The sequence below is a fragment of the Pseudomonas sp. SK3(2021) genome (assembly GCF_016772375.1).
Classification (GTDB): Bacteria; Pseudomonadota; Gammaproteobacteria; order Pseudomonadales; family Pseudomonadaceae; genus Aquipseudomonas; species Aquipseudomonas chlororaphis_I.
Genome location: NZ_CP061943.1, coordinates 5,115,473 through 5,137,645, shown reverse-complemented (window position 1 = coordinate 5,137,645; position 22,173 = coordinate 5,115,473). Strand labels below are relative to the sequence as shown.

Below are 22,173 nucleotides of genomic sequence, written 5' to 3'. Positions count from 1 at the left end.
AGCAAAGGGCTGCGGCTGATGCCCGCCCGGCTGGGCCTCAATGACCGTTCAAGCGCTCGGCGACGCCGATGCAGATGGCCATGATCAGCTTCAGTTCCTTTTGCACGGTGCTCTGGGAGACTTCGAGCTTCTCGGCGATCTCCAGGTAGCTGTGGCCGTGCAGGCGGCTGAGGATGAAGATCTGCTGTTGGCGCGGGCTGAGTTGGGCAAGGCTCATGTTCAAGCGTTCCAGCAACTGTTCGGCATGGGTGGCATCCTCGGCGCTGCTCAGGGGCGCGGCCACGCTTTCGACCACGTCCAGCGGCACATCTTCGAGCAGGGTGCGGGCCTGGATGCGGCGCGCGCGCAGGTGGTCGAGCGCCAGGTTGCGGGCAGTCTGGAAGACGAAGGGTTCGAGGTGGTCGATGGCCCGTTCGTTCAGGGCCCGGGTCACGCGCAGGTAGGTTTCCTGCAACAGGTCCTCGGCGGTGCTGGGGTTGTTGACCATCCGCTCCAGCGTGCGCAGCAGCGAAACGCGCTGGGTGAGAAAGACATGATTGAAGCGGGATTGGCTCACAACAGGACCTGGCTGATTTTTTCAACAGATGATAATGCTTATCATCTGCGTCAGCGGTCAAGTCCTGAGTGAATCATCGACGCCCTGAGAGGTAGGCCGGGTAGTCCGGAATCCGGTAGCTGTGCACCTGCTCCATCAGCGGGCTGCTGAGCAGGTAGTCGGCGCTGCATTCGTTGCAGGCCACGGGGATGTTCCAGACCGCCGCGACCCGCAGCAGGGCCTTGATGTCTGGATCGTGGGGCTGGGGTTCGAAGGGGTCCCAGAAGAACACCAGCATGTCCACCCGCTGCTCGGCGATTCGCGCGCCGAGCTGCTGGTCGCCGCCCAGGGGGCCGCTGATCATGCTTTCCACCGGCAGGCCCAGGCGCTGGTGCAGCAACTGGCCGGTGGTGCCGGTGGCCAGCAGATCGTGCTCGGCGAGCCTGTCTTTCTGCCGCTCGGCCCAGTCCAGGAGGAAACTCTTGCAGTGGTCGTGGGCCACCAGGGCGATGCGCTTGCGCGCCGCCATGCTGGCCTGGGTGAAGCTGATACCGATCATCGGTGGCGGCTCCTGGAGGGAGGGAATCTGCAGGAGCTGCCGAGGCTGCGATCTTTGCGCGCTTGAACCTCGAATGTGAAGATCAAAAGATCGCAGCCTGCGGCAGCTCCCGCGCCGCAGGCCGTGGGCTTACTCGGCGCTGCACAGCGCCAGGCAGTTATCCAGCATGCGGTTGGAGAAGCCCCACTCGTTGTCGTACCAGGCCAGTACCTTGAGCAGCTTGCCGCCGCTGACCTTGGTGTGATTGGCGTCGAAGATCGACGACAGCGGGTTGTGGTTGAAGTCGCTGGAGACCAGCGGCAGGCTGTTGTAGCCCAGGATCTTCGAGTGCTGGCTGGCGCTCTTGAGCAGGGCGTTGACCTCCTCGCTTGTGGTGTTGCGCTTGAGCTGCACGGTCAGGTCCACCAGCGATACGTTGATCACCGGAACCCGCACCGCCATGCCGGTCAGCTTGCCCGCCAGTTCCGGCAGCACCAGGCCCACGGCTTCGGCCGCGCCGGTCTTGCTCGGGATCATGTTCTGGGTGGCCGAACGGGCGCGGTACGGATCGCTGTGGTAGACGTCGGTCAGGTTCTGGTCGTTGGTGTAGGCGTGGATGGTGGTCATCAGCCCGCTTTCGATGCCCAGCTCGCGGTTCAGCACCTGGGCCACCGGCGCCAGGCAGTTGGTGGTGCACGAAGCGTTGGAAATGATCTGGTGCGACTGGCGCAGAATGTCGTGGTTCACGCCATACACCACGGTGGCGTCGGCGCCTTTGGCCGGGGCGGAAATGATCACTTTGCGGGCGCCGGCGCTGATATGGGCGGCGGCCTTGGCACGGTCGGTGAACAGACCGGTGCATTCGAATACGACGTCTATCTTCTCGGCGGCCCAGGGCAGTTCGGCCGGATTGCGGATGGCGCTGACGGCGATCCGGTCGCCGTTGACGGTCAGGCTTTCCTGATCGTGCTGCACCTCGGCGTCGAAGGTTCCGTGGACGGTGTCGTATTTGAGCAGGTGGGCATTGATCGAGCTATCGCCCAGATCGTTGATGGCGACGATCTGCAGATCCTGGCGATAGCCTTGGGTATAAAGTGCGCGCAGGACGTTGCGGCCGATGCGGCCAAAACCATTGATTGCGATTCGTAGAGTCATTAGAAAAGCGCCTGCCGTAGTTTTGTTGTTGGAATTACAAGATTATTCGCAAAAAAATAGAAAACAAGCCTTTTTGGTGGCAATATTTTGTTTTATCTACAACGAGTGACCTGAATCAACTGGTCCAAATGGTCAAGAAACCCTCTGCCATCCCTTGTGCCGAGGGCGTTTTGATCAGCATAGACAAACAGGTCGCCACATCCGTTAGCCTGGAGTTCTACACATGCATCCCCGCGTTCTTGAGGTCACCGAACGGCTTGTCGCCCGCAGTCGCGCCACTCGCGAGGCTTACCTCGCCCTGATCCGCGGCGCCGCCAGCGATGGCCCGCAACGGGGCAAGCTGCAGTGTGCGAACTTCGCCCACGGCGTTGCCGGTTGCGGCTCGGAAGACAAGCACAGCCTGCGCATGATGAATGCCGCCAACGTGGCAATTGTTTCGTCATATAACGACATGCTCTCGGCGCACCAGCCTTACGAGCACTTTCCCGAACAGATCAAGAAGGCCCTGCGCGAGATGGGTTCGGTCGGCCAGTTCGCCGGCGGGACCCCCGCCATGTGCGATGGCGTGACCCAGGGCGAGGCCGGCATGGAGCTGAGCCTGCCGAGCCGCGAGGTGATCGCGCTGTCCACCGCGGTGGCCTTGTCCCACAACATGTTCGACGCCGCGCTGATGCTCGGCATCTGCGACAAGATCGTCCCGGGCCTGATGATGGGCGCGTTGCGCTTCGGCCACCTGCCGACCATCTTCGTCCCGGGCGGGCCGATGCCGTCGGGCATTTCCAACAAGGAAAAGGCCGACGTGCGCCAGCGTTACGCCGAAGGCAAGGCGACCCGCGAAGAGCTGCTGGAATCGGAGATGAAGTCCTACCACAGCCCGGGTACCTGCACCTTCTACGGCACCGCCAACACCAACCAATTGCTGATGGAAGTCATGGGCCTGCACTTGCCGGGCGCGTCCTTCGTCAACCCCTACACGCCATTGCGCGACGCCCTGACCCATGAGGCGGCGCAGCAGGTCACCCGCCTGACCAGGCAGAGCGGCAACTTCACGCCGATCGGCGAGATCGTCGACGAGCGTTCGCTGGTCAACTCCATCGTTGCCCTGCACGCCACCGGCGGTTCGACCAACCACACCCTGCACATGCCGGCGATTGCCCAGGCCGCGGGGATCCAGCTGACCTGGCAGGACATGGCCGACCTGTCCGAGGTGGTGCCGACCCTGTCCCACGTCTATCCGAACGGCAAGGCCGACATCAACCACTTCCAGGCCGCGGGCGGCATGGCGTTCCTGATCCGCGAACTGCTGGAAGCCGGCCTGCTCCACGAAGACGTCAACACCGTGGCCGGTCGTGGCCTGAGCCGCTACACCCAGGAGCCGTTCCTGGACAACGGCAAGCTGGTGTGGCGCGACGGTCCGATCGAAAGTCTCGACGAAAACATCCTGCGTCCGGTGGCCCGCGCGTTCTCGCCGGAAGGCGGCCTGCGGGTGATGGAAGGCAACCTCGGTCGCGGGGTGATGAAAGTCTCCGCCGTGGCGCTGCAACACCAGATCGTCGAAGCGCCGGCGGTGGTGTTCCAGGACCAGCAGGACCTGGCCGATGCGTTCAAGGCCGGCGAGCTGGAGAAAGACTTCGTGGCGGTGATGCGCTTCCAGGGCCCGCGCTCCAACGGCATGCCGGAATTGCACAAGATGACGCCGTTCCTCGGCGTGTTGCAGGACCGTGGCTTCAAGGTCGCGCTGGTCACCGACGGGCGCATGTCCGGGGCCTCGGGCAAGATCCCGGCGGCGATCCACGTCAGCCCGGAAGCCCAGGTCGGCGGTGCGCTGGCGCGGGTGCGCGACGGAGACATCATTCGCGTGGATGGCGTAAAGGGCACGCTGGAGCTTAAGGTAGACGCCGACGAATTCGCCGCCCGCGAACCGGCCAAGGGCCTGCTGGGTAACAACGTCGGCAGCGGCCGCGAATTGTTCGGTTTCATGCGCATGGCCTTCAGCTCGGCGGAGCAGGGCGCCAGCGCCTTTACCTCTGCCCTGGAGAACCTTAAGTGAAGCTAGCGCTGGTCGGTGACATTGGTGGAACCAATGCGCGTTTTGCGTTGTGGAAAGACCAGCGCCTGGAGTCGATCCAGGTGCTGGCGACGGCGGACCACGCCAGCCCGGAAGAAGCCATCGGTGTATACCTGGGCGGCCTCGGCCTGGCGCCGGGTTCGATCGGCGCGGTGTGCCTGTCGGTGGCCGGCCCGGTCGGCGGCGACGAATTTCGTTTTACCAACAACCACTGGCGCCTGAGCCGCAAGGCCTTCTGCCAGGCCTTGCAGGTCGATGAGCTGCTGCTGGTCAATGATTTCTCGGCCATGGCCCTGGGCATGACCCGCCTGCAGCCCGGCGAGTTCCGGGTGGTCTGCGAAGGCACCCCCGAGCCGCTGCGCCCGGCGGTGGTGATCGGGCCGGGTACCGGCCTGGGCGTCGGCACGCTGCTGGACCTGGGCGAAGGCCGCTGGGCCGCGTTGCCGGGCGAGGGCGGGCATGTCGACCTGCCGCTGAGCAGCCCGCGGGAAACCCAGTTGTGGCAGCACATTTATAGCGAGATCGGTCACGTCAGCGCCGAGACTGCGCTCAGCGGCGGCGGTTTGCCCCGGGTGTACCGGGCGATCTGCGCGGTGGACGGGCATGAGCCGGTGCTCGACACCCCGGAAGCGATTACCGCGGCGGGTCTGGCCGGCGACCCCGTCGCGGTGGAAGTGCTCGAGCAGTTCTGCTGCTGGCTGGGCCGGGTGGCGGGCAACAACGTGCTGACCACCGGTGCGCGCGGTGGCGTGTATATCGTTGGCGGGGTGGTCCCGCGGTTCGCCGACTTTTTCGTCGAAAGCGGTTTCGCCCGTTGTTTTGCCGACAAAGGCTGCATGAGCGATTACTTCAAGGGCATTCCGGTATGGCTGGTGACGGCGCCGTACTCGGGCCTGACTGGCGCCGGGGTGGCGCTGGAGCAGGCGTTTGCCTGATCCAGTTCTACCTCTGTAGCCGCTGCCGAGGCTGCGAGGCTGCGATAAGGCCGAAGGCCTTCAGCGATCTTTAAATCCCCGCGCTCGCTTCGTCGGAATGCCGCCCGGATCGATCGCAGCCTCGCGGCCTCGGCAGCGGCTACAGAGCCTTGGTGTCTACGTTTTGTTGATCGGTAAGGCATAATTCGGCCCCATTCATAACAACAAAGGACGGCCCGCGTGAGTTCAGTCAGTAAGTCGATCTTGTTGGTTGATGACGATCAGGAAATCCGCGAGCTGCTGGAGACCTACCTCAGTCGCGCCGGCTTCCAGGTCCGCAGCACGCCCAACGGCGCCGGTTTTCGCCAGGCGCTGAACGAGGCGCCGAGCGACCTGGTGATTCTGGATGTGATGCTGCCGGACGAAGACGGCTTCAGCCTGTGCCGTTGGATTCGCCAGCACCCGCGGGTCGGCCAGGTGCCGATCATCATGCTCACCGCCAGCTCCGACGAGGCCGACCGGGTCATCGGCCTGGAACTGGGTGCCGACGACTACCTGGGCAAACCCTTCAGCCCCCGGGAATTGCAGGCGCGGATCAAGGCCCTGCTGCGCCGCGCGCAGTTCGGCCAGGAACGCACCGGCGGCGAGGTGCTGTGCTTCGACGAGTGGCGTCTGGACATGGTCAGCCACCGGCTGTTCCATAACGATGGCGAGGAAGTGATTCTCTCCGGCGCCGACTTTGCCCTGCTCAAGCTGTTCCTCGATCACCCCCAGGAAATCCTCGATCGCGACACTATCGGCAATGCCACCCGCGGGCGCGAACTGATGCCCCTGGACCGCATCGTCGACATGGCGGTCAGCCGCCTGCGCCAACGCCTGCGCGACACCGAGAAGCCACCGCGGCTGATCCGCACCGTGCGCGGCAGCGGTTATCAATTGGCAGCCAATGTGGTTGCCGGCAATGCTCACTGAGTGGTCGCGCAAGCTGCTGGCGCGGGTGCCGGTGCCGCGTTCGCTGCTGGGCCGGATGTTGCTGCTGACGCTGCTGGCGGTGTTGTTCGCCCAGACCTTGTCCAGCGTGATCTGGGTCTCCCAGCTGCGCGCCACCCAACTCGAAGGCCTGGTCACCAGCGCCCGCAGCCTGGCCCATTCGATGACCGCCAGCGTCAGCTACTTTCGCTCGTTGCCGGTGGCGTACCGGCCGCTGGTGCTCGATCAGCTGCGCAGCATGGGCGGCACCCGTTTTGTCGTGACCCTCAACGACAAGCCGCTGGGCATGGAAGTGCTGCCCATCACGCCGCGCAAGCAGGCGGTGCTCAAGGCGGTGGACGAAGTGCTGCGCCAGTCCCTGGGCAACGACGCCTATATCTCGGTGACCTTCGTCAGCCCCGAGGACCTGCGGATTTTCAACGGCGGCCTGAAACTCGATGAGTTGCCGCGTTCCTGGGCCCACTACGCCCTGACCCTGGAGCCGGTGAACCCGCCGGTGCTGGTCACCCAGATCCAGATGGCACCGGGCGAGTGGCTGTACATCGCCTCGTTGTTGCCCGAGCCCTACACCAGCCTCGAAGAGCAGGGGCTGCCAGCGCAGCAGGTGTGGTTCATCGTGCTTACCAGCAGTTTCCTGTTGCTGTTCATCGGCCTGCTGGTGCATTGGCAGAGTCGGCCGCTCAAGCGCCTGGCGCGGGCCGCGCGGGACATGTCCCTGGGCGCCGATGTGCAGCCGGTGGCCGAGGGCGGCGGCAGCGAAGTGGTGGAGGTCGGCCGGGCCTTCAATGCCATGCGCGAGCGCATCAGCCGCTACCTGACCGAGCGCAGCCAGCTGTTCAGTGCGATTTCCCACGACCTGCGCACGCCCATCACCCGGCTGCGGCTGCGGGTCGAACTGCTGGAGGACGAACAGCTGCAAAGCAAGTTCGGCCGCGACCTGGATGAGCTGGAGCTGCTGGTCAAGGGCGCGCTGCAATGCGTCAAGGACACCGACATCCACGAGAACATCGAGCCGGTGGACCTCAACCAGGTGCTCGACTGCCTGGTGGAACCTTACCTGGCGCCCAACGGCAACGGCCGCGTGACCCAGCAGGGGCGGGCGCTGGCGCCATACCCGGGCAAGCCCCTGGCGCTCAAGCGCTGCATGGGCAACCTGATCGACAACGCGCTGAAGTACGGGCAGAACGCCCATCTGCATATCGACGACGACGCCAACGCGTTCATCCTGCACGTCGACGACGAAGGCCCGGGCGTGCCGGAGCAGCGCCTGGAGCAGGTGTTCGAGCCGCACTTCCGCCTGTCCGGCCAGCAGCAGGGCTACGGCCTGGGCCTGGGCATCGCGCGCAACATCGCCCACAGCCATGGCGGCGAGGTGAGCCTGCAGAACCTGCGCGAAGGCGGTTTGCGCGTGACCCTGTACCTGCCGCGTTCCATGGATTGATGCCCCTGTAGCCGCTGGCGAAGCCTGCGATCGGCCGCGTAGCGGTCGTAAAATTTCATGCCGCGCTTGGCTGTATGACCGAGGCGCCAGTTTTGCGAGCCCTGCGGTCTCGAGCGCAGCCTTCGCCAGCGGCTACAGGGAGTTTTGTCACGGTTTGGTGACATTTCCTGTGACCTTCGTTACCTGCCCGCGCGAACCCGTTGTTTAGACTCAAGGCCCTGATAAAAACAACAACAGGTCCGCCATGAACCCTATTCCCCTGACGTTCAGCAGCTGGCTGAACGCTCCTGCCCATCATCAATGGCTGGCCGCCGAAGGCCAGCGCCTGCTCGGGTTCGCCCGCGCGGCACGGCTGCCTGATGGCTTCGGCGACCTGGACGAGCGCGGGCGCCTGCCAAGCGGCGCCCGGGCCGGCACCATGAACACCGCGCGCATGACCCACAGTTTCGCCATGGCCCATATCCAGGGCATTCCCGGCTACGCCACGCTGGTGGACCACGGCATCGCCGCCCTCAACGGCGCGCTGCACGATGGCGAATATGGCGGTTGGTTCGCCGCCCCCGGGCATGCCGATGGCAACAGCGACAAGGCCGCGTACCTGCATGCCTTCGTCGCCCTGGCGGCGAGTTCCGCGGTGGTGGCCGCGCGCCCCGGCGCCGAGGCCTTGCTGGCGGAGGCGATCCAGGTCATCGAAAGGCATTTCTGGAGCGAGGAGGAGGGCGCGATGCGCGAGTCCTTCAACCGCGACTGGAGCGGCGAGGAGGCCTATCGCGGCGCCAACAGCAACATGCACGCCACCGAGGCATTCCTCGCCCTGGCCGATGTCACCCAGGACCCGCGCTGGCTCAACCGTGCCCTGCACATTGTCGAGCGGGTCATCCATCAGCATGCCGCCGCTGGCGATTACCGGGTCATCGAGCATTTCGACCGGCAGTGGCAGCCGCTGCCGGATTACAACCAGGAACACCCGGCCGACGGTTTCCGCCCCTATGGCACCACCCCCGGGCACGCTTTCGAGTGGGCCCGCCTGCTGCTGCACCTCGAAGCCGCACGCTGCCAGGCCGGTATGCTCAGCCCCGGCTGGCTGCTGCTGGATGCCCAGAAACTCTTCGAAAACGCCTGCCGTGACGCCTGGGACGTCGATGGCGCGCCGGGCATCGTCTACACCCTGGACTGGCAGCAGCGCCCCGTGGTGCGCCAGCGCCTGCACTGGACCCATGCCGAGGCCGCGGCGACGGCCAGTGCCTTGCTGCAACGCACCGGGGAGGCACAGTACGAAACCTGGTATCGGCGCTTCTGGGAATTCACTGCCGAGCATTTCATCGACCCGCTGCACGGCAGCTGGCACCACGAACTGGACAGCGACAACAGGCCCAGCGCCGAGATCTGGGCCGGCAAGCCGGACCTGTATCACGCCTGGCAGGCGGTGCTGATTCCGCGCCTGCCTTTGGCGCCGAGCATGGCATCGGCACTGGCCGAAGTGTCTAGACTGCAGGTTGTGTAACCATGTGGTGACATTCGCGCATCCCTTCGTTACCTGCGCGGGTAGGCCCCCTGTTTAGAATCCTATGCAGCGCAAGCACCAGACTTGCATGCATAACAACAAGAAAGGTACACCTCAGATGAATGCGATTTCTCGTCTAGCTGCTGTCATTTCCGTTGCCTCGTTGTTTCCCCTCAGTGCATTCCCTCTTGTTTCCGTTGCCGCCGACGCCAAAGGTTCCGTGGAAGTCGTCCACTGGTGGACGTCCGGCGGTGAAAAAGCGGCGGTCGATGTGCTCAAGGCCCAGGTCGAAAAAGACGGCTTCACCTGGAAAGACGGCGCAGTCGCCGGCGGTGGCGGTGCCACGGCCATGACCGTGCTGAAAAGCCGCGCCGTTTCCGGCAACCCGCCGGGCGTTGCGCAGATCAAGGGTCCGGACATCCAGGAGTGGGGCAGCACCGGCCTGCTCAGCACCGACGCCCTGAAAGACGTGGCCAAGTCGGAAAACTGGGATGGCCTGCTCTCCAAGAAAGTCTCCGACACCGTGAAGTACGAAGGTGACTATGTCGCCGTGCCGGTGAACATCCACCGCGTCAACTGGCTGTGGATCAACCCGGAAGTCTTCAAGAAGGCCGGGATCGACAAGGCCCCGACCACCCTCGAAGAATTCTATGCCGCCGGCGACAAGCTCAAGGCCGCCGGCTTCATCGCCCTGGCCCACGGCGGCCAGCCATGGCAGGACAGCACCGTGTTCGAAGACGTGGTGCTCTCGGTCATGGGCGCCGATGGCTACAAGAAAGCCCTGGTCGACCTGGACCAGAAGACCCTCGCCGGCCCGGAGATGACCAAGGCCTTCACCGAGCTGAAGAAAGTCACCGGCTACATGGACCCGAACCGCGCCGGGCGTGACTGGAACATCGCCGCCGCCGACGTCATCAATGGCAAGGCCGGCATGCAGATGATGGGCGACTGGGCCAAGAGCGAGTGGACCGCGGCGAAGAAAGTCGCCGGCAAGGACTACCAGTGCGTGGCCTTCCCGGGCACCGACAAGGCCTTCACCTACAACATCGACTCCCTGGCGGTGTTCAAGCTCAAGGCCGATCGCAAGGGCGATATCGCCGCGCAGCAGGACCTGGCCAAGGTGGCCCTGGGCAAGGACTTCCAGAAGGTCTTCAGCATCAACAAAGGCTCGATCCCGGTGCGCACCGACATGCTCAACGACATGGCCGCGCAAGGCTTCGACTCCTGCGCCCAGGCGGCGGCCAAGGACTTCCTGGCTGACGACAAGACCGGCAGCCTGCAACCGAGCATGGCGCACAACATGGCCACTTCCCTGGCCGTGCAGGGCGCGATCTTCGATGTGGTGACCAACTTCATGAACGACAAGGATGCGGACCCGGCCAAGGCCAGTGCGCAGCTGGCATCGGCCGTCAAGGCCGCCCAGTAACTCCGAACGCCGCAGGTCTGCCTGCGGCGATTTGTCTGACGGCGCTTTCCCCCTGTAGGAGCGAGCTTGCTCGCGATAGCGATCTGACTGGCGGCATCAAGGTTGAATGTCACGCAGTCATCGCGAGCCAGCTCGTTCCTGCACAAGAGGGGATCGCTTCGGACCTCACTTCTTCAACTGGATTATCCCGATGAGCTCTGTGGCGGTTTTCAGCAAAGCCTCACCGTTCGACGCGCTGCAGCGCTGGCTCCCCAAGTTGGTCCTGGCGCCAAGCATGCTGATCGTCCTGGTCGGTTTTTACGGTTACATCATCTGGACGTTCATTCTGTCCTTCACCAATTCCAGCTTCATGCCGAGCTACAAGTGGGTCGGCCTGCAGCAATACATGCGCCTGATGGACAACGACCGCTGGTGGGTGGCGAGCAAGAACCTGGCGCTGTTCGGCGGCATGTTCATCGGCATCAGCCTGGTGCTGGGCGTGTTCCTGGCGGTGCTGCTGGACCAGCGCATCCGCAGGGAAGGCTTTATCCGCACCATCTACCTGTACCCGATGGCGCTGTCGATGATCGTCACCGGCACCGCCTGGAAATGGCTGCTCAACCCTGGCCTGGGCCTGGACAAGATGCTGCGTGACTGGGGCTGGGAAGGCTTCCGCCTGGACTGGCTGGTGGATCAGGATCGCGTGGTGTACTGCCTGGTGATCGCCGCCGTATGGCAGGCCTCCGGGTTTGTCATGGCGATGTTCCTCGCCGGCTTGCGCGGTGTCGACCAGTCGATCATCCGCGCCGCCCAGGTCGACGGCGCGAGCCTGCCGACCATCTACCTGAAGATCGTTCTGCCGAGCCTGCGCCCGGTGTTCTTCAGCGCCTTCATGATCCTCGCGCACATCGCGATCAAGAGCTTCGACCTGGTGGCGGCGATGACCGCCGGTGGCCCTGGCTACTCCTCCGACCTGCCGGCGATGTTCATGTATTCCTTCACCTTCAGCCGTGGCCAGATGGGCATAGGTTCGGCCAGCGCCATGCTGATGCTGGGCGCGGTGCTGACCATCCTGGTGCCGTACCTGTACTCCGAACTGCGAGGCAAACGCCATGACTAACCAGCTCGGAAAACCTGCGCTGAACTTCAGCCGCATCGCCATCTACGCCACCCTGCTGCTGGCAGCGGCGGTGTACCTGGTGCCGCTGGTGGTGATGCTGCTGACCAGCTTCAAGACCCCGGAAGACATCCGCACCGGCAACCTGCTGAGCTGGCCGGCGGTGATCGACGGCATCGGCTGGATCAAGGCCTGGGACACCGTGGGCGGCTACTTCTGGAACTCGGTGAAGATCACCGTGCCGGCGGTGATCATCTCGACCTTCGTCGGCGCCATGAACGGTTATGTGCTGTCGATGTGGCGCTTCCGCGGTTCGCAGTTGTTCTTCGGCCTGCTGCTGTTCGGTTGCTTCCTGCCGTTCCAGACCGTGTTGCTGCCGGCGTCCTTCACCCTCGGCAAGTTCGGCCTGGCCAACACCACCAGCGGCCTGGTGCTGGTGCATGTGGTCTACGGGCTGGCGTTCACCACGCTGTTCTTCCGCAACTACTACGTGAGCATCCCGGACGCCCTGGTCAAGGCCGCGCGCCTGGACGGCGCGGGCTTCTTCACCATCTTCGGCAAGATCCTGCTGCCGATGTCGGTGCCGATCATCATGGTCTGCCTGATCTGGCAGTTCACCCAGATCTGGAACGATTTCCTGTTCGGCGTGGTGTTCGCCAGCGGCGATGCGCAACCGATCACCGTGGCCTTGAACAACCTGGTCAACACCAGCACCGGGACCAAGGAATACAACGTTGATATGGCGGCGGCGATGATCGCCGGGCTGCCGACACTGCTGGTCTACATATTCGCTGGCAAGTATTTCCTGCGTGGGCTGACGTCCGGCGCGGTCAAGGGGTAAAAGATGGCAACTCTCGAATTACGCAACGTCAACAAAACCTACGGTACCGGCCTGCCGGACACCCTGAAGAACATCGAGCTGAAGATCGATGACGGTGAGTTCCTGATTCTCGTGGGACCTTCGGGCTGCGGTAAATCCACCCTGATGAACTGCATCGCCGGCCTGGAAAACATCAGCGGCGGAGCGATCCTGGTGGACGACGCCGACATCAGCGGCATGAGCCCGAAAGACCGTGACATCGCCATGGTGTTCCAGTCCTACGCGCTGTACCCGACCATGAGCGTGCGCGACAACATCGCCTTTGGCCTGAAGATCCGCAAGATGCCGGCCGCCGAGATCGACGAGGAAGTGGCGCGGGTGGCCAAGCTGCTGCAGATCGAGCACCTGCTCAGCCGCAAGCCCGGCCAACTGTCCGGCGGCCAGCAACAGCGCGTGGCCATGGGCCGGGCCCTGGCGCGGCGGCCGAAGATCTACCTGTTCGACGAACCGCTGTCCAACCTCGACGCCAAGCTGCGGGTCGAGATGCGCACCGAAATGAAACTGATGCACCAGCGCCTGAAAACCACCACGGTCTACGTCACTCACGACCAGATCGAAGCCATGACCCTGGGCGACAAGGTGGCGGTGATGAAGGACGGCATCATCCAGCAGTTCGGTACCCCGAAACAGATCTACAACGACCCGGCCAACCTGTTCGTGGCCAGCTTCATCGGTTCGCCGCCGATGAATTTCATCCCCCTGCGCCTGCAACGCAAGGACGGCCGCCTGCTGGCCCTGCTGGACAGCGGCCAGGCCCGTTGCGAGCTGCCGTTGGGCATGCAGGACGCCGGCCTGGAAGACCGTGAAGTGATCCTCGGCATCCGCCCGGAGCAGATCGGCCTGGCGAACGGCGAGGGCAACGGCCTGCCGACCCTGCGCGCCGAGGTCCAGGTCACCGAGCCGACCGGTCCCGACACCCTGGTGTTCGTCAACCTCAACGGCACCAAGGTTTGCTGCCGCCTGGCGCCGGATGTGGCGCCGCAGGTCGGCGAAACCCTGACCCTGCAATTCGATCCGGCCAAGGTTTTGCTGTTCGATGCCAAGAGTGGCGAGCGCCTGGGTGTTGCGGCCCCTGCGCAGACCGCAGCCCATGCCAGCAACGTGGCGCAGTTCAAGGGGCGTTGAGGCCAGTGTTATTGGAGCATGGACGTACCGAATGCGCGGCGGATGGCCTGTCATCCGTCGCATCAGGTGTAAACCGCGTTAGAGAAAAACAGTTAATAACAATAAAGACGAGGATGTAGGGATGAAAAACAAGAGCACCAATGCACGCTTGATCTGCCAGTTGTCAGCGATTGCGGCAATGACCCTGGCCGGTAGCGCGCACGCTGACGAAGCGTTCAGCGCCGATTCGAAATGGATGACCGGTGACTGGGGGGGCGAGCGGACCAAGCTGATCGAGAAAGGGATCGATATCAAGGCTGATTACGTTGGTGAAATGGGCGCCAACCTGCATGGCGGCTACAACGACGACAAGACCGGGCGCTACAGCGACCAGTTCGGCCTGGGCGTGGCGCTGGACCTGGAAAAGCTCTGGGGCTGGGATAACACCCAGGCGAAGATCCAGCTGACCAACCGTAACGGCCAGAACATCTCCAACGACCGTATCGGCGACCCGCGTGCCGGCACCCTGAGCTCCTCCCAGGAAGTCTACGGCCGTGGCCACATGGTGCGTCTGACCCAATTGTGGATCCAGCACCAGTTCCTCGACGGCAAGCTCGACGTCAAGGCCGGTTACTTCGGCGAAGGCGAAGACTTCAACACCTTCCCCTGCGACTTCCAGAACCTGGCGTTCTGCGGCTCTCAGGTGGGCAACTGGGCGACCAACATCTGGTACAACTGGCCGGTCAGCCAGGCGGCGCTGCGGGTGAAGTACCACATCACCCCTGAGCTGTATGCGCAGATCGGTGCATACAACCAGAACCCGTCGCAACTGGAGCACGGCAACGGCTTCAAGCTCAGTGGCAGCGGTACCAAGGGCACCGTCCTGCCGGTCGAGCTGGTCTGGTCGCCGAAGGTCAACAACCTGCCGGGCGAGTACCGCGTCGGTTACTACAAGAGCACGGCCGATGCCAGCGACGTGCGCGAGGACGTCAATGGCCAGGACGCCGCGGTCACCGGTGACAGCTATCGCGTGCATAGCAGCAAGCACGGCTACTGGTTCGTCGGGCAGCAGCAGCTCACCACCCACAACGGCGATGCGACCCGCGGTCTGAATATCGCGGCCAACGCCACGTTCCACGACAAGGACACCAACTTCATCGACAACTACCAGTCGCTGATGCTGGTGTATAAGGGCCCGTTCGACGCGCGTCCCAAGGATGACGTCGGCATCGGTTTCGCCCGTATCCATGTCAACGACGACGTGAAGAAAAACGCCCAGTTGCTCAATGACACCAACGGCGTCAGCAACTATGACGATCCGCTGTTCTCGCCGATCCGCGAGACTGAGTACAACTACGAAATCAACTACGGCTTCCATGTCACCAACTGGCTGACCGTGCGTCCCAACCTGCAATACATCACGCATCCAGGCGGTGTGGATGAAGTCGACAACGCCCTGGTGGCCGGCCTGAAAATTCAGTCGGTGTTCTAACGCTGTTGCGATAAGCTCCTCCTCTATGTGCGCATTTTTGCGGATGGCCCAGGCTATCCGCTTTTTTTTGCGGCGAACCCGTTCCCTGTAGCCGCTGCCGCAGGCTGCGATCGGCCGGGACGGCCGTAGCGTCCTCAAGGTCGCTGAAGGCCTGCGGCCTTATCGCAGCCTGCGGCAGCGGCTACAGGGCTTTGCGCATCAATGATGAATATCGGTACAGCAATGATCTTCAGGACCGTGGCCCATGCATGAGCATCCGCTACAACGCTTTTTCAAATCCTTGCGCGAGCGCCCGACTTTCGCGTGGGAGCGCTATCAGATGCGCGACGTGCTGGTGATCGACCATCCGCTGTGCCAGGCGGTGTTCAGTCGCCAGGGCGCGCAGCTCCTGCATTTCCAGCCGAGCGGGCAGAAGCCCTGGCTGTGGTGCGCAGCGAAGTGGCCGCAGGTCGGGGCGATCCGTGGCGGGGTGCCGGTGTGCTGGCCCTGGTACGGCCGCCACCCGAGCGAAAACGCCTGGCCATCCCATGGCTGGGCCCGGCTGATCGACTGGAAGCTGCTCGACAGCCGCAGCGATGACGAGGGCGTGTACCTGCACTGGCAGTTGCAGCTGTGCGACTGGCAAGTCGACCTGCACGCGCACCTGGGCGAAAGCATGGACCTGCGCCTGAGCACCGAGCACCAGGACAGCCTGCCGTGCCAGCTGAGCCAGGCTTTGCACGCCTACTGGCGTATTGGCGACGTCGGTGAGGTAGCGCTGTCTGGGCTCGATGGCGCCGAGGGTTACGACCAGTTGAGCCGCCAGGCGTGCCGGCAAACAGGCGAGCTGCGGGTCGATGGCGGCTGTCAGCGGGTGTTCCAGCACGAGGGCGAATTGCAGCTCAAGGACCACGCCTGGCAGCGCGAATTGCGCATCGACACCGGCGACAGCGCCGACACCGTGGTCTGGCACCCGGGCAGCCGGCCGCTGCTGGGGGTGAGCTGGAACGAGGTGTCCGGGTTCGTCTGCGTCGAGGCGGCGGCGGGGGGCACCGACAGCCTGTGCCTGGCGCCGGGGGAGCGGGCGCATCTGAGCCTGCAGGCGCGGGCGGGGGCCGAGGTGAGCGTTCGGGCTTGAGGGCTTCATCGCGAGCACGCTCGCTCCTACAGGATTGCGTCGAACTGTGTAGGAGCGAGCGTGCTCGCGACAGGGCCGATGCCGCCCCAGCCGGCCTCAGCTGTACTCGTCGCCCACCGGGTAGCGGCTGGCGTTGAGGCTTTCCTTGATCTTGCGCAGGTGCGGCTGGAAGTCCACACCGCGGCGCAGGGTCATGCCGGTGGCGAGGACGTCGAGCACGGTGAGCTGGATGATCCGCGAAGTCATCGGCATGTAGATGTCGGTGTCTTCCGGCAGCGGGATGTTCAGGCTCAGGGTGCTGGCCTTGGCCAATGGCGAGCCGGCGGCGGTCAGGCCGAGTACCGAGGCGCCGTTTTCCCGGGCGATGCGCGCCACTTCCACCAGCTCGCGGGTGCGCCCGGTGTAGGAGATGATCACGAACAGCTCGCCGGTGTGCGCCACCGAGGCGATCATCCGCTGCATCAGTACATCGGCGTGGGCGGTCACCGCCAGGTTGAAGCGGAAGAATTTGTGCTGGGCGTCGAGGGCCACCGGGGCCGAGGCGCCAAGGCCGAAGAAGTGGATCTGCCGGGCCTGGATCAACAGGTCGACGGCGCGGCTGATCAGGTTCGGATCCAGGGCCTGGCAGGCGCTGTCCAGGGAGGCGATGGCGCTGCCGAAGATTTTCTGGGTGTAGGCTTCGGGGTTGTCGTCGGCTTCCACCGCGCGGCTGACGTAGGCCGCGCCGCTGGCCAGGCTCTGGGCCAGTTGCAGCTTGAGTTCGGGGTAGCCGCTGACGCCGAACGAGCGGCAGAAACGGTTGACCGTCGGCTCGCTGACCGAAGCGGCCTGGGCGAGGGCAGCAATACTGAAGCGGGTCGCCTGCTGCGGGTTGAGCAGGATGACTTCGGCGACTTTACGTTCCGCCTTGTTCAATTCTTCAAGGCGACTCTGGATCTGTTCCAGAAGATTTCGCACGCGGTCCATTAGGGTTTTCCTGGTTCGGCAATGCAAAGGAAGCCGGTCTTAACCGGTCTTTGGCGGTGGCCTATCCTACTGATGGCTCCGACGGACCACCACTTCGAATCTGTATTTTGCTAAAATGTTGTGGTTATTACTACATTTTCCCTTGAGTGATGCCTTGAAAAAAGGTATTTGTAGCTTAACTTGATAAAAGAACAAACATCATGCCTTCGATAACGGTTGAACCGTGCACCTTCGCCTTGTTCGGCGCGCTGGGCGATCTGGCGCTTCGCAAATTGTTTCCTGCCCTGTACCAGCTCGATGGCGCCGGCCTGCTGCATGACGACACGCGTATTCTGGCGCTGGCCCGCGAGCCGGGCAGCGACCAGCAGCACCTGTCTTTCATTGAAGCGCAATTGCGCAAGTATGTAGGTGCCAAGGAGATAGACCCTGCGGTGCTGGAGCGCTTCCTGGCGCGCCTGACCTACCTGCACGTGGATTTCCTCAAGGCCGAGGATTACCTGGCCCTGGCCGAACTGGCCGGGCACGGGCAACGCCTGATCGCCTATTTCGCCACGCCAGCGGCGGTGTACGGGGCGATCTGCGAGAACCTGTCGAAGGCTGGCCTGGCCGAAAACACCCGCGTGGTGCTGGAAAAACCCATCGGCTCGGACCTGGAGTCGTCGCGCAAGGTCAACGACGCGGTGGCGCAGTTCTTCCCGGAGAACCGCATCTATCGCATCGACCACTACCTGGGCAAGGAGACGGTGCAGAACCTGATCGCCCTGCGTTTCGCCAACAGCCTGTTCGAGACCCAGTGGAACCAGAACTACATCTCCCACGTGGAAATCACCGTGGCCGAGAAGGTCGGCATCGAAGGCCGCTGGGGTTACTTCGACAAGGCCGGCCAGTTGCGGGACATGATCCAGAACCACCTGCTGCAACTGCTCTGCCTGATTGCCATGGACCCGCCCGCCGATCTTTCGGCCGACAGCATCCGTGACGAGAAGGTCAAGGTGCTCAAGGCGCTGGCGCCAATCAGCCCGGAGGGGCTGACCACCCAGGTGGTGCGTGGCCAGTACATCGCCGGGCACAGCGAAGGCAAGGCCGTGCCGGGGTACCTGGAGGAAGAGAATTCCAACACCCAGAGCGACACCGAAACCTTCGTCGCCCTGCGGGCCGACATCCGCAACTGGCGTTGGGCCGGGGTGCCGTTCTACCTGCGTACCGGCAAGCGCATGCCGCAGAAGCTGTCGCAGATCGTCATCCACTTCAAGGAGCCGTCGCACTACATCTTCGCCCCCGAGCAGCGCCTGCAGATCAGCAACAAGCTGATCATCCGCCTGCAGCCGGACGAAGGTATCTCCCTGCGGGTGATGACCAAGGAACAAGGCCTGGACAAGGGCATGCAACTGCGCAGTGGCCCGTTGCAACTGAATTTTTCCGACACTTATCGTAGTACGCGGATTCCCGATGCCTACGAGCGGTTGTTGCTGGAAGTGATGCGTGGCAATCAGAACCTGTTTGTCCGCAAAGATGAAATCGAAGCCGCGTGGAAGTGGTGTGACCAGCTGATCGCCGGGTGGAAGAAATCCGGCGATGCGCCCAAGCCGTATGCGGCCGGGTCGTGGGGGCCGATGAGTTCCATCGCACTGATCACGCGGGACGGGAGGTCATGGTATGGCGATATCTGAATTGAAATTGCCCGCGGGCGTGCATGCCCACGAGTTCCATAGCCCGGCACTGTTGGCCGAAGGCCTGGCGCTGAAGGTGGCCGGGCAACTGAGCCAGGCGATCCAGGTTCGCGGCGAAGCCACGCTGGTGGTGTCCGGCGGGCGCAGTCCGGTAGCGTTTTTCCAGCACCTGGCCAAGCAGCACCTGGACTGGTCCAAGGTGTTGATCACCCTGGCGGACGAGCGCTGGGTACCGGTCGAACATGCCGACAGCAACGCCGGCCTGCTCAAGCGCTACCTGCTGCAAGGGCCGGCGGCCAAGGCGAAGTTCCTCAGCCTGTACAACGCCGCGGCGAACCTCGAAGAGGCCGCGGCGCAGGCCGATCGTCTGCTGGCCGAGTTGTCGGCCATCGACGTGCTGATCCTGGGCATGGGCGACGACGGTCACACCGCCTCGCTGTTCCCCAACAGCCCGAACCTGACCGAGGCCCTGAAAGTCGATGGCCAGCGTCGCTGCTGGCCGATGCTGGCGCCGAGCGTGCCCCATCAGCGCCTGAGCATGAGCCGCGCCTTGCTGGCTTCGGCCACCTACAGCGTGCTGTCGATTTCCGGTCAATCCAAATTGACCACCCTGAGTGCCGCACTGGCCGGTGACGATGTCGCCGCGATGCCGATTCGTGCCTTCCTGCAACCTCCGTTAGAGATTTACTGGTGCCCATGAGCCAAGGATCAGCCGCTATGACAAACCCACAACCGACCGTTTCCATGGCGGACAAAGTTGCCCTGATCGACAGCCTCTGCGCCAAGGCGCGGATTCTGCCGGTGATCACCATCGCCCGCGAACAGGACGTGCTGCCCCTGGCCGACGCCCTGGCCGCCGGCGGCCTGACCGCGCTGGAAGTGACCCTGCGTTCGCAGTTCGGCCTCAAGGCCATCCAGATCCTGCGCGAGCAGCGTCCAGAGCTGGTGACCGGTGCCGGCACCGTGCTCGATCGGCAGATGCTGGCCGCCGCCGAAGCCGCCGGTTCGCAGTTCATCGTCACCCCGGGCATTACCCGCGACCTGCTGGAAGCCAGCGTTGCCAGTCCGATCCCGCTGTTGCCGGGGATCAGCAATGCCTCCGGGATCATGGAGGGTTACAGCCTGGGGTATCGCCGCTTCAAGCTGTTCCCGGCGGAAGTCAGTGGCGGCGTGGCTGCGATCAAGGCCCTGGGGGGGCCGTTCGGCGAGGTGAAGTTCTGCCCGACCGGCGGTGTCGGCCCGGCCAATATCAAGAGCTACATGGCGTTGAAGAACGTGATGTGCGTCGGCGGTAGCTGGATGCTCGATCCCGAGTGGATCAAGAACGGCGACTGGGCGCGGATCCAGGAGTGCACGGCCGAGGCCCTGGCACTGCTGGACTGACAGGTTTCCTGCTTTTTTCAAAGATTCGTTGGTGTGTTCTACGGCTTTACGGTGCGCTTGGTCGGTGCACCGTTTTTTTTTGCCTGGAGAAAAGCTGCCTGGCGACGCGGGCTCTTCTGTAGGAGCGCAGCTTGCTCGCGATGACGCCGGGGCGGACAACGCGATCTGAATGGTCGCGACTGTCTGTAGCCGCTGCCGCAGGCTGCGATCGGCCGAAAGGCCGTAGCGTTCTCAGGATCGCAGGAGGTCCTTCGGACCTGTCGCAGCCTGCAGCAGCGGCTACAGGCTACTGGGCCGCCAGTTCAGTCAATGCCTCGACCAGCAGATGGATATCCGAGGCTGGCGTGGTAAAGCCCGGAGTCACCCGGATACAGGGCCCGCAACGCGAACCGCTGCGCGCCACGGTGAACAGGTTGTACTCCTCGAGCAACCGTTCGGCCATCGCCTGCTGGTCCGGCTGGCGGGTGAAGCGAAACGAGGTGATGCCGCAATACAGCCGTGGATCGTCCGGGGTCATGACTTCAATGCCGGGCAGCTCGCGCACCTGGCTCACCCACAGGTCGCGCAGGTAATTCAGGCGCGCACCCTTGAGGGCCGAGCCGCCCATGCTGCGGTGCTCCTCGAACACCCGGGGCAAGGTCAGCCAGGCCGGAATGTTCGGCGTGCCATAAGGCGCCCGTGAACGGATATCGTCCAGGGCATAACGTTGCTCGCCCATGTCCGGGTCGATATCGGCCAGGCGTCGTGGGTCGATGTAGACAAACCCCAGGCTCAGCGGCGCGCCAATCCATTTCTGCAGGTTGTAGCCGGCGAACGCCACGCCGAGTTCGCTGAGCTCGAAATCGACCTGGGCCAGGGCGTGGGCGCCGTCGAGGATGACGTCGATTCCCCGTTCGCGGGCATCCAGGGCAATGGCCTGGACCGGCAGCACCAGCCCGGTGCGGTGGGTGACATGCGTCAGGGCCATCAGCTTCAGCCGTGGGCAGCGCTCGAAGGCCTCGCGATAGCTGGCCAGCAGGCTGTCGAAGCTTGCCGGGTGGGCGTGCTCGATCTCGATGACCTCGACCCCGCGATGGCGCGCCAGCCAGTGCATGGCGCCCTTGACGCTGTCGTATTCCAGGTCGCTGAGCAGCACCTGATCGCCCGGCTGCAGGCGATTGTAGTTGCGAATCAGCGATTGCAGCGCTTCCGAAGCGCTGCGGGTGAGGGCGATGGCCTGGCGGTCGACGCCGAGCAGTTCGGCCAATTGCTGTCGAATCTGCAAATTGCCGATCTGTTCGAAATGCTGGCGCACATGCACCGAGTTGCTGCGGTTCACGAAGTCGATCTGGCGCTGGTATTCCTCGACCACGGCGCGGCTCATGCGCCCGAAATAGCCGTTTTCCAGGTTGATCGGCCCGGGTTCGACGTCATAGCGCCGGGCGATGGCCAGCCAGTAATCTTCGTCGCGGGCGAGTTGGGCATTGCTTGGCATGGCGGGCTTCTTAATGACGGGGCTTGGGTTTGCCGTGTTTGGCGCGCAGCGGGTCCAGTAGATCGGAAAGGCCGTTGTGATCGATTTCCTGCATCAATGCCAACAGGCCGCCCAGCTCGCCGTGGGGGAAACCTTCGCGGGCGAACCAGTTCAGGTAGGGGCCGGGCAGGTCGGCGAGGATACGGCCCTTGTACTTGCCGTAGGGCATTTCGCGGGTGACCAGGAGTTCAAGTTTTTCGGGATTCATGGCGGCTGTCTGTTGAGGTGACGAACACCTTGGAAAATACAGGCATTCTGCATGCAGGCCAAATGACAGATCATGCAAATAACGCGGATACAGAAAGCGGCATAAAACTTAACTGTTTGAAAAATAATAGAAATATTTAATTCCAGGACTGGCACGCAGGGTGCAACACCTAT

Annotated in this window: 20 protein-coding genes; 14 read left to right on the top strand and 6 right to left on the bottom strand. The window is 63.6% G+C overall.

Going from position 1 to position 22,173, the window contains the following annotated elements:
- Positions 1-37 precede the first annotated feature (37 nt).
- The 3 genes from IF690_RS22560 to gap form a co-directional block, all read right to left on the bottom strand.
- Positions 38-556, bottom strand: a complete 519-nt coding sequence (locus IF690_RS22560; protein WP_202697447.1) for an RNA polymerase sigma factor — start codon at positions 554-556, stop codon at positions 38-40.
- 73 nt (positions 557-629) lie between these two features.
- Positions 630-1,094, bottom strand: a complete 465-nt coding sequence (locus IF690_RS22555; protein ID WP_202697446.1) for a methylglyoxal synthase — start codon at positions 1,092-1,094, stop codon at positions 630-632.
- Positions 1,095-1,223: 129 nt separating this feature from the next.
- Positions 1,224-2,228: a type I glyceraldehyde-3-phosphate dehydrogenase gene (gene gap / locus IF690_RS22550; protein WP_202697445.1), complete on the bottom strand. Its 1,005-nt coding sequence runs from the start codon at positions 2,226-2,228 to the stop codon at positions 1,224-1,226.
- A 223-nt stretch (positions 2,229-2,451) separates the two neighbouring features.
- On the opposite strand from gap, the gene edd reads away from it, so the two are divergent.
- The 11 genes from edd to IF690_RS22495 all read left to right on the top strand — a co-directional run bounded on the left by edd (position 2,452) and on the right by IF690_RS22495 (position 16,260).
- Positions 2,452-4,278, top strand: a complete 1,827-nt coding sequence (edd, locus tag IF690_RS22545) for a phosphogluconate dehydratase (RefSeq protein WP_106698429.1) — start codon at positions 2,452-2,454, stop codon at positions 4,276-4,278.
- Positions 4,275-5,231 carry a glucokinase gene (locus IF690_RS22540; RefSeq protein WP_202697444.1) on the top strand — a complete coding sequence of 319 codons (957 nt, stop codon included), beginning with the start codon at positions 4,275-4,277 and terminating at the stop codon, positions 5,229-5,231. The genes edd and IF690_RS22540 overlap by 4 nt, the downstream gene beginning before the upstream one ends.
- Positions 5,232-5,450: 219 nt before the next feature.
- Positions 5,451-6,182, top strand: a complete 732-nt coding sequence (locus IF690_RS22535) for a response regulator (protein ID WP_087090306.1) — start codon at positions 5,451-5,453, stop codon at positions 6,180-6,182.
- A gap of 31 nt (positions 6,183-6,213) precedes the next feature.
- A complete protein-coding gene (locus IF690_RS22530) occupies positions 6,214-7,641 on the top strand; it encodes an ATP-binding protein (RefSeq protein ID WP_219637338.1) in 1,428 nt (475 codons plus the stop codon).
- Between the two features lie 244 nt (positions 7,642-7,885).
- A complete protein-coding gene (locus tag IF690_RS22525) occupies positions 7,886-9,145 on the top strand; it encodes a D-mannose isomerase (protein WP_202697442.1) in 1,260 nt (419 codons plus the stop codon).
- A 118-nt stretch (positions 9,146-9,263) separates the two neighbouring features.
- The gene (locus IF690_RS22520) at positions 9,264-10,571 is read left to right on the top strand and encodes an ABC transporter substrate-binding protein (RefSeq protein WP_202697441.1); all 1,308 of its coding nucleotides are present in this window, start codon (positions 9,264-9,266) and stop codon (positions 10,569-10,571) included.
- Between the two features lie 190 nt (positions 10,572-10,761).
- On the top strand, positions 10,762-11,670 hold the full coding sequence (locus IF690_RS22515; RefSeq protein WP_202697440.1) for a carbohydrate ABC transporter permease: 909 nt from the start codon (positions 10,762-10,764) through the stop codon (positions 11,668-11,670).
- On the top strand, positions 11,663-12,508 hold the full coding sequence (locus tag IF690_RS22510; protein WP_009045231.1) for a carbohydrate ABC transporter permease: 846 nt from the start codon (positions 11,663-11,665) through the stop codon (positions 12,506-12,508). Before IF690_RS22515 ends, IF690_RS22510 begins: the two co-directional genes overlap by 8 nt.
- 3 nt (positions 12,509-12,511) lie before the next feature.
- The gene (locus tag IF690_RS22505; RefSeq protein ID WP_202697439.1) at positions 12,512-13,672 is read left to right on the top strand and encodes an ABC transporter ATP-binding protein; all 1,161 of its coding nucleotides are present in this window, start codon (positions 12,512-12,514) and stop codon (positions 13,670-13,672) included.
- Positions 13,673-13,793: 121 nt separating this feature from the next.
- Positions 13,794-15,143, top strand: a complete 1,350-nt coding sequence (locus IF690_RS22500) for a carbohydrate porin (RefSeq protein WP_202697438.1) — start codon at positions 13,794-13,796, stop codon at positions 15,141-15,143.
- Between the two features lie 244 nt (positions 15,144-15,387).
- On the top strand, positions 15,388-16,260 hold the full coding sequence (locus tag IF690_RS22495) for a D-hexose-6-phosphate mutarotase (protein ID WP_202697437.1): 873 nt from the start codon (positions 15,388-15,390) through the stop codon (positions 16,258-16,260).
- Between the two features lie 96 nt (positions 16,261-16,356).
- Here IF690_RS22495 and IF690_RS22490 read toward each other — a convergent pair whose 3' ends face one another.
- Positions 16,357-17,217, bottom strand: a complete 861-nt coding sequence (locus IF690_RS22490) for a MurR/RpiR family transcriptional regulator (RefSeq protein WP_202701680.1) — start codon at positions 17,215-17,217, stop codon at positions 16,357-16,359.
- A gap of 209 nt (positions 17,218-17,426) precedes the next feature.
- Here IF690_RS22490 and zwf point away from each other — a divergent pair, with 209 nt between their 5' ends.
- From zwf to IF690_RS22475, 3 genes are read left to right on the top strand one after another with little or no spacing between them, the layout of a single operon-like run.
- Positions 17,427-18,896, top strand: a complete 1,470-nt coding sequence (gene zwf / locus IF690_RS22485) for a glucose-6-phosphate dehydrogenase (protein WP_202697436.1) — start codon at positions 17,427-17,429, stop codon at positions 18,894-18,896.
- Complete coding sequence (pgl, locus tag IF690_RS22480) at positions 18,883-19,596, top strand: 6-phosphogluconolactonase (RefSeq protein WP_202697435.1); 714 nt, start codon at positions 18,883-18,885, stop codon at positions 19,594-19,596. Before zwf ends, pgl begins: the two co-directional genes overlap by 14 nt.
- Positions 19,597-19,613: 17 nt before the next feature.
- Positions 19,614-20,279, top strand: a complete 666-nt coding sequence (locus IF690_RS22475) for a bifunctional 4-hydroxy-2-oxoglutarate aldolase/2-dehydro-3-deoxy-phosphogluconate aldolase (protein ID WP_023966782.1) — start codon at positions 19,614-19,616, stop codon at positions 20,277-20,279.
- A gap of 286 nt (positions 20,280-20,565) precedes the next feature.
- Here the strand turns inward: IF690_RS22475 and IF690_RS22470 are convergent, their stop codons facing one another.
- Together IF690_RS22470 and IF690_RS22465 are read right to left on the bottom strand one after the other, a co-directional pair.
- The gene (locus tag IF690_RS22470; RefSeq protein ID WP_202697434.1) at positions 20,566-21,753 is read right to left on the bottom strand and encodes an aminotransferase class V-fold PLP-dependent enzyme; all 1,188 of its coding nucleotides are present in this window, start codon (positions 21,751-21,753) and stop codon (positions 20,566-20,568) included.
- A 10-nt stretch (positions 21,754-21,763) separates the two neighbouring features.
- Positions 21,764-22,000: a DUF3820 family protein gene (locus IF690_RS22465; RefSeq protein WP_007925076.1), complete on the bottom strand. Its 237-nt coding sequence runs from the start codon at positions 21,998-22,000 to the stop codon at positions 21,764-21,766.
- Between the last annotated feature and the right edge of the window lie 173 nt (positions 22,001-22,173).